This window comes from Nocardia sp. NBC_01388 (assembly GCF_045040085.1).
In the GTDB taxonomy this organism is placed as follows: Bacteria; Actinomycetota; Actinomycetes; order Mycobacteriales; family Mycobacteriaceae; genus Nocardia.
Genome location: NZ_CP109553.1, coordinates 6,367,741 through 6,386,099, shown reverse-complemented (window position 1 = coordinate 6,386,099; position 18,359 = coordinate 6,367,741). Strand labels below are relative to the sequence as shown.

The window sequence follows — 18,359 nt, the reverse complement described above, 5'->3', positions numbered from 1 at the left end:
CCTGGACGACAGCTCCCTCGCACGGGGGATGACGACCGCCGGTTCCGTCCGTAACCTGGACCCCCGAAAATCCCACCTACCGGAGCCCACGCGCGCCGATATCTTCTTCCACTACGCTGGGCTCCCGTGACCGTCGCATCCCCCTTCGATCTCATCGTCGTCGGCTCCGGCTTCTTCGGGCTGACCATCGCCGAACGCACCGCCAACCTGCTGGGTAAGCGGGTCCTGGTGGTCGACCGCCGCTACCACCTCGGTGGTAACGCGTACTCGGAGGCGGAGCCAGAGACCGGCATCGAAATCCACAAGTACGGTGCTCACCTTTTCCACACCTCGAACAAACGGGTGTGGGACTACGTGAACCAGTTCACCGAATTCACCAACTACCAGCACCGCGTCTACGCGCTGCATAAGGGTCAGGCCTACCAGTTCCCCATGGGACTCGGCCTCATCTCCCAGTTCTTCGGCCGCTACTTCACGCCGGAGGAAGCACGCGCGCTGATTGCCGAGCAGTCCGCCGAGATCGACACCAAGGACGCTGCCAATCTCGAGGAGAAGGCGGTGTCCCTGATCGGCCGCCCGCTCTACGAGGCGTTCATCCGTGACTACACCGCAAAGCAGTGGCAGACCGACCCACGGGAGCTGCCCGCAGGCAATATCACCCGCCTGCCGGTGCGCTACAACTTCGACAATCGGTACTTCAATGACACCTACGAGGGTCTGCCCAAGGACGGGTACACCGCGTGGCTGACCAAGATGGCCGAGAGCGAGCTCATCGAGGTCCGTGTCGACACCGACTGGTTCGACGTCCGCGATGAGCTCCGGGCGCAGAACCCGGACGCGCCCGTCATCTACACCGGCCCGCTGGACGCCTATTTCGATTACAGCGAGGGCGAACTCGGATGGCGCACCATCGATTTCGAGACCGAGGTCTTGGAAACCGGTGACTTCCAGGGCACCTCGGTCATGAACTACAACGACGCGGACGCGCCCTACACCCGCATCATCGAGCCGCGCCACTTCCACCCCGAGCGCGACTACCCGAACGACAAGACCGTCATCATGCGCGAGTTCTCCCGCTTCGCTCAGACCGGCGACGAACCGTACTACCCCGTCAACACCCCCGACGACCGCGCCAAGCTGCTCGCCTACCGCGAGCTCGCCAAGGCCGAAACCGCTTCGGCCAAGGTCCTTTTCGGTGGCCGCCTCGGCACCTACCAGTACCTGGACATGCATATGGCCATCGGCGCCGCGCTCAGCATGTTCGACAATGTGCTGCGCCCGCACCTGGAGTCCGGCGCCGCGCTGGTGGACACCGCCGAATGACCGCACAAGCCACGCTGGAAGACATGACGCCAGAAGAGTCTCACGGAGCGACCCGCGCCAAGTCCCTCCTGCAGCGCATCATCCTGCCCCGGCCGGGCGAACCCCTCGACGTACGCAAGCTGTACCTCGAGGAGTCCGATACCAACGCCAAACGCGCGCACGCCACCTCGCGCACCTCGCTGTCCATCGGCGCGGAGTCCGAGGTGTCGTTCTGCACCTACTTCAATGCGGTCCCGGCCAGCTACTGGCGGCGCTGGAGCGTATTGCAGTCGATGGTGCTGCGGCTGGAACTCGCCGGCCACGGGCGCGTGGACGTGTACCGGTCCAAGGCCGACGGCTCGCGAATTCACGTGCAGGGCAACGAGTTCAGTGCGCCGGGCGAGGCACAGGACACTCTGGTCGAGTTCGAGGTGGATCTGGGCCCGTTCGAGGACGGCGGCTGGATCTGGTTCGACATCACCACCGACAGCGCGGTGCAGCTGCGCAGCGGCGGCTGGTACGCGCCGATCGAGGCGCCGGGTGAGGGCAGCATCGCCATCGGCATGCCGACCTTCAACCGCCCTGCCGATGCGGTGAAAACCATTACCGCCCTGGGTAGCGACCCGCTGGTGCTGGAGAAGATCAAGGCCGTCATCATCCCCGACCAGGGCACTCGCAAGGTCGTGGACGAGCCGGGCTTCGCCGAAGCCGCACTGCCGCTGGGTGATCGCCTGGCCATCCACAACCAGCCCAATCTGGGTGGGTCCGGTGGATACAGCCGGGTCATGTACGAGGCGCTGAAGACGACCGATGCCGAGTTCATCGTCTACATGGACGATGACATCGAGATCGAACCCGACAGCATCCTGCGCGCACTCGCGTTCTCGCGCTTCGCCAAATCGCCCATCCTCACCGGTGGTCAGATGCTGAATCTGCAGGAGCGCTCGCATCTGCACACCATGGGCGAGATCGTGGACCGCTCCATCTTCATGTGGACCGCGCCCGCGAATGTCGAGTACGACCACGACTTCTCGAAGAATCCGCTCAGCGACCGCGACAACTCCAAGCTGCTGCACCGTCGCATCGATGTGGACTTCAACGGCTGGTGGACCTGCGTCATCCCGCGTCAGGTGGCCGAGGAGATCGGGCAGCCGCTGCCGCTGTTCCTCAAGTGGGACGACGTCGAATATGGTTTGCGCGCAAGGGATCACGGCTATCCGACCGTCACCCTGCCGGGTGCGGCCGTCTGGCACATGGCCTGGAGCGACAAGGACGACGCCATCGACTGGCAGGCGTACTTCCACCTGCGCAACCGCCTGGTGGTCGCCTCCCTGCACCTGCCCAACGACGGCCGGCCCATGGTGGTCAACACCATCAAGGCGACGCTGAAACACCTGCTCTGCCTGGAGTATTCGACGGTGGCCATCCAGAACGAGGCCATTCGCGACTACCTGGCCGGACCGGACGAGCTCTTCGAGCTGCTGCCGACCGCGCTCGGCAAGGTGCACGCCATGCGCAAACAGTTCCCGGACGCCGTGGTGCTGCCGTCCTCCACCGAACTGCCGCTGCCCAGCCACGCCGAGGTGGGCGCGGTCGGCGAACCGTCGAACCCGCTCTCGAAGATCGCGCGGCTCGGCAGGGGTGTGGTGCACAACTTCCGCAAGGCCAACACCAAGCACCACGACGTCCCGCAGCTGAATGTGCCGACGCTGGATGCCCGCTGGTACCTGCTGTCACAGGTGGACGGCGTCACCGTCACCACCGCCGACGGCCGCGGTGTGGTCTACCGCAAGCGGGATCCGCGCAAGGCCGCCGAACTCTTCCGTGAGGCGCTGCGGTTGCGCAGGGAGCTGGCCGAGCGATTCCCCGAGGTGCGCGAGCAGTATCGTGCGGCGCATTCACATCTCACGAGCAAGGCCGCGTGGGAGAACACGTTTGGAATAAGCACCGTCGGGATCACGAGCGACTCTGGGAATGAGAGCAAATGACCGCCAGTCAGTCGGCCACCGAGCCTGATCGTGGATTGCACGTCGTCCCCGAGACCGCCGTGACCACCCCGCCGGCCGAGGTGAAGATCCTCAATCTGGTGCAGGGCACCATCGGCCGGAATCCGGCCGTGGTCAAGGTCGCTCGCGGAATGTCGCATTTCGGCGATCATTCACTCGGCTGGGTCGGCATCGCCGCGGTGGGAGCGCTCGTCGACAAACCGCGCCGCCGGGAGTGGGCCGGGGTCGCGGTCGGCGCGTTCGGGGCGCACGCCGCCTCCGTCGTGATCAAGAGAATCGTCCGCCGACCGCGCCCGAATGATCCATCGGTGCAGGTCAACGTGTCGACACCGGGCAAGCTCAGTTTCCCGTCCTCGCATGCGACCTCCACGACGGCGGCGGCGGTGTTGCTCGGCAGGCTCACCGGGTTACCCTTGCCCGCGGTGCTCGTCCCGCCGATGCTGCTTTCCCGGGTCGTCCTCGGGGTTCACTACCCATCCGACGTGCTCGCCGGTTCCGCGCTGGGCGCCGCATCAGCCGCTGTTGTGCTTGCCGCCGAAAAGAGACTCGCGAAGTGACCGCGCAGGAAGAAAGAGCCGTTGTTGACATGAGCGAAGAGCCGACCGGCGTTGACCTGGACGAAGGTGTCACCAAGGGCCCGCCGAAGACCCTGATGGGTGGTCTGGTGAAGGCCGTGCGCCCACGCCAGTGGGTCAAGAACGTGCTGGTGCTGGCGGCGCCGCTGGCCGCGGGCAAGGACGCGGCTGGGCATCTCGTGGTCAACGACATGCAGGTGCTCGGGCACGTGGGCATCGCCTTCGTGGCGTTCTGCCTAGCGGCCTCGGGCATCTACCTGGTCAATGACGCTCTGGATGTGGAGGCCGACCGGGCCCACCCGACCAAGCGTTACCGGCCGATCGCCGCCGGCGTGGTTCCGGTGAATCTCGCCTACATGCTGTCGGTCGTACTGCTGGTGGTGTCGATCACCCTCTCGTTCGTGGCGTCCTGGCATCTGGCCGTGGTGATGGCCGTGTACATCGGCATCCAGCTGGCCTACTGCTTCGGCCTCAAGCACCAGGCCGTGCTCGATATCTGCATCGTCTCCTCCGGCTTCCTGCTGCGTGCGGTCGCCGGCGGTGCTGCCGCCGATATCAAGCTGTCCCAGTGGTTCCTGCTCATCATGGCTTTCGGCTCGCTGTTCATGGCGGCCGGAAAGCGCTACGCCGAGTTGAAGATCGCGCTCGACACCGGCGCCAAGATTCGCAAGTCGCTGCAGTACTACACGGCCACCTACCTGCGTTTCGTCTGGACCCTCTCGGCCACCGCGGTGGTGGTCTTCTATGGGCTGTGGGCGTTCGAACAGGGCCGGATCAAGGACACCGACTGGTTCGCGATCTCGATGGTGCCCTTCACCATCGCGGTGCTGCGCTACGCGGTGGACGTCGACGGCGGTGAAGCCGGTGAACCCGAAGAGATCGCCCTGGGGGACCGGATCCTCCAGTTCCTCGCAATAGCCTGGATCGGAGCGGTAGGTGTCGCTGTCTATCTCACCTGACGTGGTAGAGGGAGAAGAGCGAGGGGAGGGCGCACCGACGGCACAGTTGCCGGTCGGCAGCGCCCATCGGCGTGCGGCAGATGTGTCCGCGCGCCGTTTCTCGCGACTATCTCGCACCGTCTTCATCGGTGGGATCGTGCTGACCGCGACCCTTTTCGCAGTCGGCGCCTGGCAGCGGCGATGGATCGCCGACGACGGGCTGATCGTGCTGCGCACGGTGCGAAACCTGCTGGCGGGCAACGGCCCGGTGTTCAACGAGGGCGAACGCGTCGAGACCAATACCAGCGCGGCCTGGACCTACGTCGTCTGGTTCTTCAGCTGGCTGACCCAGCTGCGGCTGGAGTACGTGGTGCTCGGCATCGCGCTCACGCTGTCGGTGCTGGCGATCGTCTTCGCCATGCTCGGTTCGGCAAGGCTCTGGGGCGGAACGAAATCCGCGCTCCTGGTCCCGGCCGGTGCACTGGTCTACATCGCCATGCCGCCTGCCCGTGACTACGCCACCTCCGGTCTGGAGAACTGCCTGGTCATCTGCTGGCTGGCAGTGCTGTGGTGGCTGCTGGTCCGCTGGAGTCAGGCCGAACGGGTGCGCCTGCCAGGCTTTTTCGGCCTGGTGTTCTTCGCCGGACTGGCCCCGCTGATCCGGCCGGAGATGACGCTCGTCGGCGGCCCGGCACTGCTCGTGATCTTTTGCGCGCCACTGCCGCGGACCAGGTTGCGGCCGATCGTCTTCCGCTCCGGCATCGTGCTGGTCGCCGGGCTGGCGCCGGTCGCCTACCAGATCTGGCGCATGGGCTATTACGGTCTGCCGTACCCGAATACGGCCGTCGCCAAGGATGCGGCGGGTGCGAAGTGGCATCAGGGCTTCATCTATCTGTGGAACTTCGTCGGCCCGTATTGGCTGTGGCTGCCACTGCTGCTGCTCGTGATCGCCGCGGTGTTCGCGGTACGGTCCGGCCGCGCCGTCGGCTCGCTCGGCCGCCATGCCTCGGATGACGAGGTCTCCGGGGATTCGGACAAGCGCTGGCGCACTCGGATTCACCGGCTCAGCGTTTGGCTGCACACTCCCGCCGCCGTCGTCACGCTCATGGTCGGCAGCGGTGTGGTGCTCATCGTCTACGAGCTCCGCGTCGGCGGCGACTTCATGCACGGCCGAATGCTGCTGCCGCAGCTGTTCTGCCTCATGCTGCCGGTGGCCGTGCTGCCGGTGCGGGTGCCGCAGAACATCTTCAGTGGAGAGCGGGGCGGGCGCCGCATGGATTGGGCGCTCGCGGTGGTGCTGGCGGGCTTCGTCGGCACCGCGGGCTGGGCGCTGTTCGCGGCCAATACGACGGCCATCACGACCGGCACCAAGATCGCCTCCAACGGCATCGTGGACGAGCGAATCTACTACGTGCTCAACACCGGTCACGATCACCCGATCCTGGCTGAGGATTATCTGGACTATCCGCGTATGCGCGCCATGGTTCAGGACATCTCGGATACGCCGGACGGCGGCCTGCTGCTCAATTCGCCGTCCTTCATGTTCTGGTACGTCGCACCGCCGCCGTCGCCCATCCCGGACGGTGGCGCCGGGCATACCGTCTTCTTCCTGAATCTCGGTATGACCAGCATGAACGTGCCGCTGAACGTGCGGGTCATCGATCAGATGGGCCTGGCGTATCCGCTTGCGGCGCATACCGACCGGCTCACCGACGGCCGTATCGGGCACGACAAGAACCTGTACCCGGACTGGGTCGTGGTGGATGCGGGCATGGTCGACAAGCATCCGTGGCTGCCCTGGTACATGGACGATAAGTGGGTGCAGCAGGCGCGAGTCGCGCTGTCCTGCCCGCAGACCCAGGATCTGCTGGCGTCCTCACGGTCGCCGCTGACCTTCGATCGGTTCCGGCATAATGTGATGCAGTCACTGGACTTCTCGCAGTACCGGATCGATCGGGTGCCGAAGTACGAGATCCAGCGGTGCGGGTTGGTCGATCCGTATCCGTCGGCTCCGGCAGTCCCGGTGCCACCCAAGTAGCGAGACGGTCTGTCCCCGGGACAATTCCGGGCAAATTTATCGAATCACCCACGGCGGCGATCCTTTAACACAGGGTCGCCGCCGTTGTGTCCGATTCGCAACCGGATAACGCACTCCCATCTCGGTTTGGTAACACCCCGGGGGTCGTTTAGCGATAGCATCCCTGGGTAGCCCGTCGCGGTCCATCTCGTATGTGTCGCAACGGTTGTCGCAATACACGGCCCGCGCCCTGGCATGGGCAGCCGGTCGTGCCGACGAAAGGCCGAACGAGACGTGCGAGGCTTGACGGTGGGTGGGGCGCAGGAGATTCGGGCCCGGGGCACAGGCGCCGGGCGCGGATGGTTGCGAAGATCAGCAGTGGGTCTGGCCGTGGCGGCCTTGCTACCGTTCGGTGCGTCGGTGGCAGCAGGTGGTCTCGGGTCCGGTGTCGCGCATGCCGCCTTCAATCCCGCGGGCATGGACTTCTATGTCGATTCGACCATGGGGCCCATCAAATCCCGGGTGTTCCGGGCGGCGGACGGCAATACCGACCGGGTGGTCTATCTGCTCGACGGTATGCGCGCCCGCGACGACGACAGCGGCTGGGAAATCGAGACCGGTGCGGCGCAGACCCTGATGGCCGCGAACATCAATGTGGTCATGCCGGTCGGCGGCATGTCCAGCTTCTATGCCGACTGGGCCTCGCCGAGCACCTTCCTCGGCATCCCCGCGGGCACGCTCGCGGGCTCGGGTTCCGGTGCCACCGAGGCGCTCGCGGGCGGGCCGGGCAAGACCTCCGCCTATATGTGGGAGACGTTCCTGACCCAGAACCTGCGTGATGCGCTGCGGGATCGCCTGGGCTTCAATGTGACTCACAACGGCGTTGTGGGTCTGTCCATGAGCGGCAGCGCCGCGATGGTGCTGGCGGCCTTCTATCCGAATCAGTTCTCGTACGCCGCATCGCTTTCCGGTGCGCTGAATTTGTCCATGCCGGGTATGCGGGATGCCGTCCGGGTCGCCATGCTGGATGCCGGCGGTTACAACATCGACGCGCTCGCCAAGGCCAAGGACGTGAAATGGCAGCATCTCGATCCGTTCACCTTCGCGCCGAAATTGAAGGCCAACAACACGCGCCTGTTCATTTCGGCGGGTAGTGGATTGCCGTCGTCGGCCGATGCCATCAATGCCTCCACCGTCGAGGGCATGGGTATCGAGGCCATCGCGCTGGTGGGCACCAAATCCTTCCAGGCTCGGCTCTCCGGTCTCGGCGCGAGCAATGTCACCTACGATTACCCGGCCGTCGGTGTGCACAACTGGAAAAACTGGGAGTCCGAGCTGAATCGGCTGACCCCTGATATGTCGGCGCACATTGGCTGACATAGTTGCCGGGTCACACCCGCAGGGGCGGCGCGGTATTCGTACCGCGTGCCTTTTGTGTCCCTTTTTGTATCAACTACCTGGTCCGGGCCACAAATGCTCGTACTAGTGGTCCCAATCACATATGTCTCTTTCCGATAACGCTCCGTTAGCCGTAGAACGATAGGCTCCCCGAGACGCCCGCCGTGGCCCCGAGCACGCGGTTGAAACGAACGAACACGAAAGGCCTGATGATGCGAGGTGCGCAGGATAGACGTCGGAGATCGAGCGGCGGCTGGGTTAGGAAGTCTGTCCTCGGCATGGCCTTGGCGCTACTGCTCCCGTTCGGGGCGTCGGTGGCAGGTGTGGCAGGGTCCGCGAACGCAGCCTTCGATCCGACCGCCATGGATTTCTGGGTCGATTCCTCCACCGGTATGGGCCCGATCAAGTCGCGTATCTTCCGGGCGGCGGACGGTAACACCGATCGCGTCGTCTACGCACTCGACGGTATGCGCGCTCGCGACGACATCAGCGGCTGGGAAAGCGACACCGATGTGGCGCGCGCACTGACCGCCGCGAACATCAATGTGGTCATGCCGGTCGGCGGCATGTCCAGCTTCTACGCCGACTGGGCCGCGCCCAGCACCGTCCTCGGCATTCCCGCCGGTACCGGTTCGTCCTCGGGTTCGTCCTCAGGGTCGGCCTCGGGTTCCGGTGAGCTGCAGATGATGTCCGGCGGTCCGGGCAAGAGCTACCGCTACACCTGGGAAACCTTCCTGACCAAGGACCTGCGCAATGCGCTCAGTGCCCGCCTCGGCTTCAACCCGAATCGCAATGGCGTCTTCGGCCTGTCCATGGGCGGTTCAGCGGCCCTGACCCTGGCCGCGTACCACCCGGATCAGTTCAGCTTCGCGGGTTCGTTCTCCGGCTATCTGAACATCTCCGCCCCTGGTATGCGGGAGGCCATGCGCCTCGCGATGGCCGACGCCGGCGGCTTCAACGTCGACTCGATGGCCCTGCCGTGGAGCCCGCAGTGGCTGCGCATGGACCCGTTCGTATTCGCGCCGCGGCTGAAGGCCAACAACACCCGGCTGTGGATCTCCGCCGCCAGTGCCATTCCCGGCCCGGGCGATGTGACATCGGTGATGTCGGTTATCCAGGGCATGCCACTGGAGGCGCTCGCGCTGGCCAATACTCGCGCCTTCCAGGTGCGCATGGCCGCCATCGGCGCCAACAATGTCGACTACGACTTCCCTGCGTCCGGTGTGCACAACTGGGCGAACTGGGCGGCCGAGGTCTACCGCATGATTCCGGACCTGTCCTCGAATATCGGCTAGCCCCTGAGCAGCAGTGATAAGGCCCCAGCCCCTCAGGGCGGGGGCCTTTTTCGTCGGTCTCGGTCCGGACTCGGGTAATCGGACTCGCAAACACGCCGGGCCGATGAGCGGACATTCGCCCCGTATCGAAGAAGATCAATCGAAGAAGACTGGTGTGCAAGCTCGGTTCTGCTCCAACGAGAGGGCTAGGTCGATGCGGGTTAGAGGCTTCAAAAGAATGGTCCTGGGCGTCGCCGCGACGCTCGTCCTGCCACTTGCTCTCACGGTGGCCGGAACCGGGCCTGCTACAGCGGCGTTCAACCCGGCGGCCTTCGACTTCTGGGTGGACTCACCGGTCATGGGTCCGATCAAGACGCGCGTCCTGCGTGCGGCGGACGGCAATACCGACCGGGTCGTCTATGCCCTCGATGGTCAGCGCGCCACCGAGATCTTGAACGGCTGGGAGAACGACACCAATGTCGCGGACGTCCTGGCCAGCTGGAATATCAATGTGGTCATGCCCGTCGGCGGTGAGTCCAGTTTCTATGCCGACTGGAATTCCCCGAGTTCGTTCTTCGGGGTCCCGGCGGGCGCGGGTTCGTCCGCGGCCAATACCGGTTCGGGCGCCACCGAGGCGCTCGGCGCCGGGCCCGGCAAGAGCTACCGGTACGACTGGGAAACCTTCCTGACGAACCAGTTGCGCTGGGCGCTGCGAGATCGCCTGGGGTTCAACCCCAATCGCAATGGCGTCTTCGGCCTGTCCATGGGCGGCAGTGCGGCGCTGACCCTGGCCGCCTATCACCCGGATCAGTTCAGTTATGCCGGTTCCTTTTCCGGCTACCTGAACATCTCCGCACCGGGTATGCGGGAGGCGATTCGGGTCGCCATGATCGACGCCGGTGGTTACAACGTGGATTCCATGGCCCCGCCCTGGGGTGACCGCTGGCTGCGCATGGATCCGTTCGTCTTCGCCCCCACCTTGGTCGGGAACAACACCCGGCTCTGGGTCGCGGCGGGCAGCGGTCTGCCCATGCAGCAGGATCTCGATATCCCACTCGGCGCGGCCACGGATCGCATCGTGCGGGGTTCGCCGCTGGAGGCATTGGCGCTGGCCAATACTCGCGCCTTCCAGGTGCGCATGGACACGCTGGGCGCCCGGAACGTCACGTATTCGTTCCCGCCCGTCGGTCTGCACGCCTGGACCAACTGGCAGGACGAGGCGTATCGCATGATTCCGGACATGTCGGCAAATATCGGGTAAAGCGACCGAATGCGAAGGCCCCCGCCCGATCCGGCGGGGGCCTTCGCATATCGGGCTTATCACAATTCGGCGTCCGAGGTGTTTTTCGAGCGATCGGCTCCGGATAAGGGCCTATAGAGAAGCGAGAGCGGCGACAGCTTCTGCATTTCAGTGGTGGTCAACGGTGACCACACTCGGAAAGGCGACACAGATGCGTTTCTCGATGCGTTCACTCCGCAGGGCCGGAGCCGGTCTGGCATTCGCCATGGTGTTGCCGTGGGCGGTGGCGGTAGGCGGGGGAGCGGCCCCGGCGGCAGCCGGATTCGATCCGGCCGGATCCGACTTCTGGGTCGATTCGAGTATGGGCCCGATCAAGTCGCGCATCTTCCGCGCACAGGACGGCAATACCCAGCGGGTGGTGTATGCGCTGGACGGTTTGCGGGCGCGTAATGACCTGTCCGGCTGGGAGATCGACACCGATGTCGAGCGGGCGCTCACCGCGTGGAACATCAATGTGGTCATGCCGGTCGGCGGCCAGTCCAGTTTCTACTCCGACTGGGTGGCGCCCAGCAATACCAATGGGCAACCCGCGCCGTATGCCTGGGAAACCTTTCTGACCCGGGATCTGCGAAATGCGCTGGCCGAGCGGCTGGGCTTCAATCCGAACGGGAACGGTGTGTTCGGATTGTCCATGGGCGGTAGCGCGGCCCTGGTGCTCGCAGCGTATCACCCGGATCAGTTCCGTTATGCCGCATCGTATTCCGGTTATCTCAATATCTCCGCGCCCGGTATGCGCGAAGCGCTGCGGATGGCGCTGCTCGATGCCGGCGGCTTCAACATCGACTCCATGTGGGGACCGCCATGGAGTGAATTGTGGCTTCGCAACGATCCTTTCGTGTTCGCACCACTGCTGCGGGCCAATGGCACCCGGCTGTGGATCTCCTCGGGTAACGGCCAACCGGGCCCACGGGATGCGGTGAACTCCGCACTGGATGCCTTCAACCTGACGAATGCGGCCGGGCTGGAGACCATCGCACTCGCGAATACCCGTGCCTTCCAAGCGCGTATGGACTCGCTCGGTCCCGGCAATGCCGTCTTCGACTACACCCCGAACGGTGTGCACAGCTGGGGTTACTGGGCGGATCAGGTCTACAACATGCTTCCGGATCTGAGTGCGAACATCGGCTGACCGTAAGGGATTCTGCTGTTGCCGCGACATCACTGATGTTTCGCGATAAGGTCACCGCACGATTACGGTCGAAATTCAGCGTCACCTTGCCAACCGTGTGGAAGGTCGAATACCCTCCAGCGAGCGCATGTGACCAGACCGTGGTAGCGCATCGTTCACTTCGAAGGTCGGGATTCGTGGTGAACGCTGATCATGCACGCCTGCAACGGCATTGCCGTGCGCGCTGCGTGACAACAACTGAACTTATGCAGTAGAGAAGGAGCAGTATCCATGCGTTTCGGCAGGTCCGCCATGCCGGGTGGAGTCCGGTCAGGACGTAGTGCTCACCGTGGCTGGGGCGCACGACTTCTGGCTACAGGCGCTGCGGCACTGGCTATCCCGACCGCCGCGGCAGTGGCGGCTCCGACTATCGCCATCGCCGCTCCGATTGCCGGTCCGGTGCATCGCACCCCCGCCGGCGGTTACGACGAGCTGATGGTTCCGTCCAGTATGGGCCCGGTCAAGGTGCAGGTGCAGTGGGCGAAGAACGGTGGCGACAAGGCCATCTATCTGCTCGACGGCCTGCGCGCCCGCGATGACAAGAATGCCTGGTCGTTCGAGACGAACGCCCAGCAGCAGTTCGAGAACGACGATGTCACCCTGGTGATGCCGGTCGGCGGTCAGTCCAGCTGGTACGCGGACTGGGTCTCGGCGAGCAATACCAATGGCCAGAAATTCACCTACAAGTGGGAAACGTTCCTTACCAAGGAACTCCCTGATTTCCTTGCGGGCTACGGCGTTTCGCGCACCAACAACGCGGTGGTCGGTCTCTCGATGAGTGGCCCGGCCGCGCTGCGCATGGCCGCCTACCACCGTGATCAGTTCAAGCAGGCCTGTTCCTTCTCCGGTCCGCTGGACTGGAACGCACCGGGTATGCGTGAGGCCATGCGCGTCATGATGCTCGACGCCGGTCGCTTCAATGTGGACTCCATGGCCGCGCCGTGGAGCCCGGCCTGGCTGCGCATGGACCCGTCGGTGTTCGCACCGCAGCTCAAGGGTCTGCCGATGTATATCTCGGCGGCCAGCGGTCTGCCGAGTGGCACCGACGCGCAGGCGGGCGCCTTCAACACCATGAACGCCATGGGTATCGAGGCCATCGCGATGGTCACCACGCACCTGTTCCAGGCCCGGATGAATCAGCTGGGCTTCAAGAACAACGTGACCTACGACTACCCGGCGATCGGTGTGCACAACTGGAAGAACTGGGAGGCCGAGCTGTGGAAAGCCCGCCCGAGCATCCTGGCAGCACTGAATTCCTGATGTCGTAGGCCTCGCCTGCGGGACACACGAAAAGGACCGGTCACCCCCTCGGGGTGGCCGGTTCTTCGCTCTGTCAGGGTTCGGAAGCCGATGGGGCGGAAGCGAACTAGGGTGGCACCTGTGGCAAGAGGTAGACGACGGAGACCCAGGTGGGGTGGGCTCGTGGCGCTTACGGCGGCTACGACGGTACTGCTGGGGGGTGGAACGGCATTCGCGGACCCGGGTGCGGCGCAGGTGCCGACGAAGTCCGCCATTCGGAATGTGGTGTGGCTGAACGACAGACGGGTCGCCCTGTGGATCGATTCACCGTCCATGGGCACGCAGATCCAGGTGCAGCTGCTGCTCGCGCGGGAATGGAACAGCAGACCGGATATGAAATTTCCGGCACTGTTCATGCTCGACGGCTTGCGGGCCACCGATCAGGAGAACGGCTGGACCAAAGACGCTGGCGCGCAGGCTTTCTACGCCGATAAAGACGTGACGGTCGTATTGCCGGTGGGCGGGCAGGCCGGTTTCTATACCGACTGGCTGCGACCGGACAACGGCAAGAACTACAAGTGGGAAACCTTTCTCACCAAGGAATTACCGCCACTGCTGGACAAGGACTGGCGCACCACGAACGTGCGCGGACTGGCGGGATTGTCCATGGGCGGCAGCGCGGCCATGACGCTCGCGGCGCGTAATCCAGGGTTCGTCCGCTACGCGGCTTCATACTCCGGACTGCTCGCCACCACGACTCTCGGTATGCCGCAGGCGATCAAGTACGCCATGCACGACGCGGGCGGCTTCAATTCCGATGCCATGTGGGGTCCGGCCACCGATGCGGAGTGGGACGCCCACGATCCGTACGCGATAGCCGAGAAGCTCAGGGGCGTGAGCCTCTATGTCTCGAGCGGCAGCGGCCTGACCGGACGGTTCGACATCCCCGCCGGAATTCCCGGTGTGAGCACCAATTTCACCGGGATGGCGCTGGAGAGTCTCGCGCGATTCTCCTCGACGCAGTTCGTGGCCAAGCTCGATAAGCTCAGCATTCCGGTGCAGGTGAATTACCGTCCGTCCGGCACGCATTCCTGGCCGTACTGGGATTTCGAGATGCGCCAGTCCTGGTCGCAGGCGGCGGCCGCATTGGGGGTCGATACCGGCAAACCGGACTGTGCGGCCGGCGGCGCGATACTGCCTGTGGCGCAGGGGAAGACATGGCTGGGAGATTGCCTGACCCCGGAGATTCCGCTGACCGGTGGCGCGGCCCAGGATTTCCGCGGTGGCCGGGTGCTGTGGTCGCAGGCCGGCGGCGCGCATGCGGTGGGGGGAATGATCGGCGGCGCGTATGAAGGAGCGGCGGGACCCACTGGGGCGCTCGGATTTCCGATTAGCGACGAAACTCCCATTCCGGGCGGAGTGCAACAGAACTTCCAACACGGATCGATCGTCTTTCACGACGGGAAAGCCGAAATACGTGCTAGTTGACTGAGATACACGCCAGCTGACTGGGATACCAGCCAGTTACCCTCCAGGCACCGCTAAAGTGCTCCTGTCCGTGACGCCGGTCACGTTTGGTGTCGTTCCCCCCTTGTGTGGTTCAGGAGCACATTCTGATGGCAGTCCAGGGTGCGTCATGCCCGCGTTCGGTTCGGAAAACTGTTTCGGCACACCGGATACCCGCCGCGCGGGGCGTCCGGGTGCCCGGCTGGCGCCGCCTGGTCGCGGCCGCGGTCGCGGCGGCCGCATTACCGGGAGTGGCTGTGCTGCCTGGAATGTCGGGACTTCCCGGCATTTCGGGAGTAGCGCAGGCCGCACCGGTGTCCGGTCCGCTACATCGCGCACCCGCCGCCACGGCGGAGCCCGCGGCTCCGGCGGCGCCGCCCGTCGCACCTGCGGCCGCACCCGCACCGGCAGCCGCGCCTGCGGACGCACCCGCGCCCGCCGCCGAACCCGCGCCGCCGCCGCGTCCGCGCTTCGAAGAGCTCATGGTTCCCTCCAGCATGGGGCCGATCAAGGTACAGGTGCAGTGGGCCGCCCGCGGCGGTGACGCCGCCCTGTACCTGCTCGACGGTCTGCGCGCGCGGGACGACTTCAACGCCTGGTCCTTCGAGACCAATGCCATGCAGCTCTTCGCCGATGACAATGTGACGCTGGTGATGCCGGTCGGCGGGCAATCCAGTTTCTACACCGATTGGCGTGCGCCCTCGAGCACCAACGGTCAGAAGTTCACCTATCGCTGGGAGACCTTCCTGACCCAGGAGCTGCCCGCCTTCCTGGAACCACTCGGGGTGTCCCGCAGCAAGAACGCGATCGCCGGACTCTCCATGGGCGGTTCGTCGGCACTGGCTCTCGCCGCCTACCACCGCGATATGTTCAAGCACGCCTCGTCCTTCTCCGGCTACCTGAACATCTCCGCGCCCGGTATGCGCGAGGCGATCCGGATCGCCATGCTGGATGCCGGTCGCTTCAATGTGGATTCGATGGCGTGGCCGTGGAGCCCGCAGTGGCTGCGGATGGATCCCTTCGTCTTCGCACCGCAATTGCGCGGCCTGCCCATGTACATCTCGGCGTCCTGGGGCGCACTGGGTGCGCACGACAATCCGGAGGCGGGGGCGTTCAACACCGTCAACGCGGTGGCGCTGGAGGCGCTCTCGATGGTCAACACCATCGCGTTCATGGGGCGGATGAATCAGCTCGGCATCGGTGCGCACTACAGCCTGCCGACCAAGGGCACCCATTCGTGGGGCTACTGGCAGGACCAGCTGACGAGTGCGCGTCCGGAGATCCTGGCCGCGCTCGGCGCATAGCCGGTGACATTCCCGGAAAAGGAAACCGGTCGTTTGCTGTAGTGCACCCGTTTCCCGCGCGTCGCACCCCTGGAATTGGACTTTCAGGGGTACAACACTTGTGTGGTTGGAGTGGTTCGTGGGACGAAGCGGGCGCGCCGTCGCTGGGCGGCATGTGCTGCGGCAGTGGTATTTCCGCTGGCCGCGGGCACTTTCGCGGGAGTAGGCGGTTTTGCGGGCATAGCCCCCGCGGCCGCCGAACCCGATACGTCCGGCGCTGCGGCGACGGTCCAGAAGGCAGTGTGGCTGGGTGATCGCCGGGTGGCGCTGTGGGTGAACTCGCCCGCCTCCGGATCCCCGATCGAAGTGCAGCTGCTGCTGGCCCGGGACTGGCGTTCGCGCCCGGATGCGAAATTCCCGACCATGTACATGCTCGACGGTCTGCGCGCCACCGATGACGAGAACGGCTGGACGAAGGATGCGGGCGCGGCCGGCTTCTTCGCCGACAAGAACGTCACCGTGGTGCTGCCCGTCGGCGGTCAGTCCAGCTTCTACGCCGACTGGCTGCAACCGGATCAGGGCCACAACTACAAGTGGGAAACCTTCCTCACCAAGGAACTGCCCCCACTGCTCGAGAGTCAGTGGCGCGCCACGGATGTGCGTGCGGTATCCGGACTTTCGATGGGCGGCACGGCCGCCATGATGCTGGCCGCGCGCAATCCCGGCTGGGTCCGGCACGCGGCCTCCTACTCCGGCTTCCTCACCCTGACCACGCTCGGCATGCCGCAGATGGTCAATTTCGCCATGAAGGACGCGGGCGGATTCGATTCGAACGATATGTTCGGGCCGCCGACCAGTCCGGAATGGAAGGCACACGATCCGTACGAGCTGGCCGACAAGCTCAAGGGCATCGGCCTCTATGTCTCCAGCGGCAGCGGCACCGCGGGCGCGACCGATCCGCCCGGCGATATCCCCGGCCTCACCACGAATTACGCGGGTATGGGCCTGGAAGTGCTGTCGCGGTTGAGCTCTCAGAACTTCGTCACCAAACTCGGCAAGCTGAATATTCCGGTGCAGGTCAGCTACCGCCCCTCGGGCACGCACACCTGGCCGTACTGGGATTTCGAAATGCGGCAGTCCTGGCCGAATACGGCGGCCGCGCTCGGAGTGGACAACACCCCCAGCGGCTGCAAGCTCGGCGGCGCGATCGCCGGTGCGGCACAGGTCAACACCTGGCTCGGCGACTGCCTGACGCCGGAGTATCCGGTGACCGGCGGTGTGACGCAGGACTTCCGGGGCGGTCAGGTGGCATACTCGCCCGGCACCGGAGCGCAAGCGGTCGGCGGCGCGATCGGCGGTACTTTCGCAGGGCTCAATGGCGCGGCCGGCGGCATCGGCTTCCCGACCGCCGGAGACCAGGGACTGCCGGACGGCCGCGGGCGCTTCCAGCCGTTCCAGAACGGCCTGATCTATTGGACACCGCAGACCGGCGCCCAGATGGTGCGCGGCGCGATCCTCGACGAGTGGAGTAAAGGCGGCTTCGAACGCGGTCCGGCCGGCTACCCGAACGGACCCGAAACACGCACCCCGAACAAGGACGGCGTGGTGCAGAGCTTCGAGAACGGGCCCATCTACTTCAGCGCCAAGACCGGTGCGCACCAGCTGCAGGGCCTGATTCTTGGCAAGTACGCCCAAATCGGTTTCGAGAACAGTCCTTTCGGCTTCCCGACCGCCGCCGAACAGCCGGTGCGTGATCTCGGCCGCTTCGTGAGCTTCGAGGGCGGCAATATCTATTGGAGTCCGCTGTCCGGCGCCTTCGGCGTGCGCTCGGGTCCGATCATGGACGCCTGGGGCGCACAGGGTTTCGAGAACGGCGGGCTCGGCTTCCCGATCAGTGACGAGGCCGCCACGCCCACCGGCGCGCAGCAGACCTTCCAGGGCGGCTCGATCATCCTGCGCGACGGCAAGGCGCAGGCCTTCACGCTGGACGGCAGGCCGATAGCTCTGCCGGGCGCACCCGATCCCGCGCCCGCGCCGGCGCCCGCGCCCGCCGCAGCCCCGGCACCTGCGGCTGCCCCCGCCCCCGCGCCTGTGCCGGTCGCCGCCCCGGACCCCCAACCGGCCGCTCCACCCGAGGAGATTTCGCCCCCGCTGATTCCGGCGCTGGGCCCGGAAGTCCGCCCCAACTGATTCCGCCTGCCCGACTTCGCCCCGACCGATCTCTCCCGGGCCGGCTCACCCCATGTTCGGGGCCCGCCCGGTTCTGGACTGAGCGGAGCGGGGGAGCGGAGCGAGGGAAGAACCGGGTAACAGGGCCCCGAACCCGCCGGAGCGAAGCGGAGGCAAATAAACA

At 65.3% G+C, this 18,359-nt stretch carries 12 protein-coding genes and 1 pseudogene; all 13 read left to right on the top strand.

Going from position 1 to position 18,359, the window contains the following annotated elements:
• The first annotated feature begins 126 nt into the window (after positions 1 to 126).
• The 13 genes and pseudogenes from glf (at position 127) to OG716_RS30650 (ending at position 18,196) form a co-directional block, all read left to right on the top strand.
• Positions 127 to 1,323 carry a UDP-galactopyranose mutase gene (glf, locus tag OG716_RS30710; RefSeq protein ID WP_405133986.1) on the top strand — a complete coding sequence of 399 codons (1,197 nt, stop codon included), beginning with the start codon at positions 127 to 129 and terminating at the stop codon, positions 1,321 to 1,323.
• 23 nt (positions 1,324 to 1,346) lie between these two features.
• Complete coding sequence (locus OG716_RS30705; RefSeq protein WP_405140028.1) at positions 1,347 to 3,290, top strand: glycosyltransferase; 1,944 nt, start codon at positions 1,347 to 1,349, stop codon at positions 3,288 to 3,290.
• The gene (locus OG716_RS30700) at positions 3,287 to 3,865 is read left to right on the top strand and encodes a phosphatase PAP2 family protein (RefSeq protein WP_405133985.1); all 579 of its coding nucleotides are present in this window, start codon (positions 3,287 to 3,289) and stop codon (positions 3,863 to 3,865) included. The genes OG716_RS30705 and OG716_RS30700 overlap by 4 nt, the downstream gene beginning before the upstream one ends.
• A 29-nt stretch (positions 3,866 to 3,894) precedes the next feature.
• A complete protein-coding gene (locus tag OG716_RS30695) occupies positions 3,895 to 4,842 on the top strand; it encodes a decaprenyl-phosphate phosphoribosyltransferase (RefSeq protein WP_405133984.1) in 948 nt (315 codons plus the stop codon).
• 46 nt (positions 4,843 to 4,888) lie between these two features.
• Complete coding sequence (zomB, locus tag OG716_RS30690) at positions 4,889 to 6,859, top strand: flagellar motor control protein ZomB (RefSeq protein ID WP_405140026.1); 1,971 nt, start codon at positions 4,889 to 4,891, stop codon at positions 6,857 to 6,859.
• A gap of 306 nt (positions 6,860 to 7,165) precedes the next feature.
• The gene (locus tag OG716_RS30685; protein WP_405140024.1) at positions 7,166 to 8,215 is read left to right on the top strand and encodes an alpha/beta hydrolase; all 1,050 of its coding nucleotides are present in this window, start codon (positions 7,166 to 7,168) and stop codon (positions 8,213 to 8,215) included.
• A gap of 230 nt (positions 8,216 to 8,445) precedes the next feature.
• Entirely contained in the window at positions 8,446 to 9,531 is a 1,086-nt protein-coding gene (locus OG716_RS30680; protein WP_405133983.1) for an alpha/beta hydrolase, read from the top strand.
• 217 nt (positions 9,532 to 9,748) lie between these two features.
• On the top strand, positions 9,749 to 10,771 hold the full coding sequence (locus OG716_RS30675; RefSeq protein ID WP_405133982.1) for an alpha/beta hydrolase: 1,023 nt from the start codon (positions 9,749 to 9,751) through the stop codon (positions 10,769 to 10,771).
• Between the two features lie 190 nt (positions 10,772 to 10,961).
• The gene (locus tag OG716_RS30670; protein WP_405133981.1) at positions 10,962 to 11,939 is read left to right on the top strand and encodes an alpha/beta hydrolase; all 978 of its coding nucleotides are present in this window, start codon (positions 10,962 to 10,964) and stop codon (positions 11,937 to 11,939) included.
• 291 nt (positions 11,940 to 12,230) lie between these two features.
• On the top strand, positions 12,231 to 13,238 hold the full coding sequence (locus OG716_RS30665; RefSeq protein WP_405140022.1) for an alpha/beta hydrolase: 1,008 nt from the start codon (positions 12,231 to 12,233) through the stop codon (positions 13,236 to 13,238).
• 90 nt (positions 13,239 to 13,328) lie between these two features.
• A pseudogene (locus OG716_RS30660) lies at positions 13,329 to 14,666 on the top strand (alpha/beta hydrolase-fold protein); the annotation flags it as partial.
• A 326-nt stretch (positions 14,667 to 14,992) separates the two neighbouring features.
• The gene (locus OG716_RS30655) at positions 14,993 to 16,027 is read left to right on the top strand and encodes an alpha/beta hydrolase (RefSeq protein WP_405140020.1); all 1,035 of its coding nucleotides are present in this window, start codon (positions 14,993 to 14,995) and stop codon (positions 16,025 to 16,027) included.
• Between the two features lie 165 nt (positions 16,028 to 16,192).
• Entirely contained in the window at positions 16,193 to 18,196 is a 2,004-nt protein-coding gene (locus OG716_RS30650) for an alpha/beta hydrolase-fold protein (protein ID WP_405133980.1), read from the top strand.
• Positions 18,197 to 18,359 lie beyond the last annotated feature (163 nt).

Coding starts and splice junctions, on each gene's coding strand:
- OG716_RS30705 (WP_405140028.1), top strand. CDS start 1,347: ATGACGCCAGAAGAGTCTCACGGAGCGACCCGCGCCAAGTCCCTCCTG.
- OG716_RS30700 (WP_405133985.1), top strand. CDS start 3,287: ATGACCGCCAGTCAGTCGGCCACCGAGCCTGATCGTGGATTGCACGTC.
- OG716_RS30695 (WP_405133984.1), top strand. CDS start 3,895: ATGAGCGAAGAGCCGACCGGCGTTGACCTGGACGAAGGTGTCACCAAG.
- OG716_RS30680 (WP_405133983.1), top strand. CDS start 8,446: ATGATGCGAGGTGCGCAGGATAGACGTCGGAGATCGAGCGGCGGCTGG.
- OG716_RS30675 (WP_405133982.1), top strand. CDS start 9,749: ATGGTCCTGGGCGTCGCCGCGACGCTCGTCCTGCCACTTGCTCTCACG.
- OG716_RS30670 (WP_405133981.1), top strand. CDS start 10,962: ATGCGTTTCTCGATGCGTTCACTCCGCAGGGCCGGAGCCGGTCTGGCA.
- OG716_RS30665 (WP_405140022.1), top strand. CDS start 12,231: ATGCCGGGTGGAGTCCGGTCAGGACGTAGTGCTCACCGTGGCTGGGGC.
- OG716_RS30655 (WP_405140020.1), top strand. CDS start 14,993: ATGTCGGGACTTCCCGGCATTTCGGGAGTAGCGCAGGCCGCACCGGTG.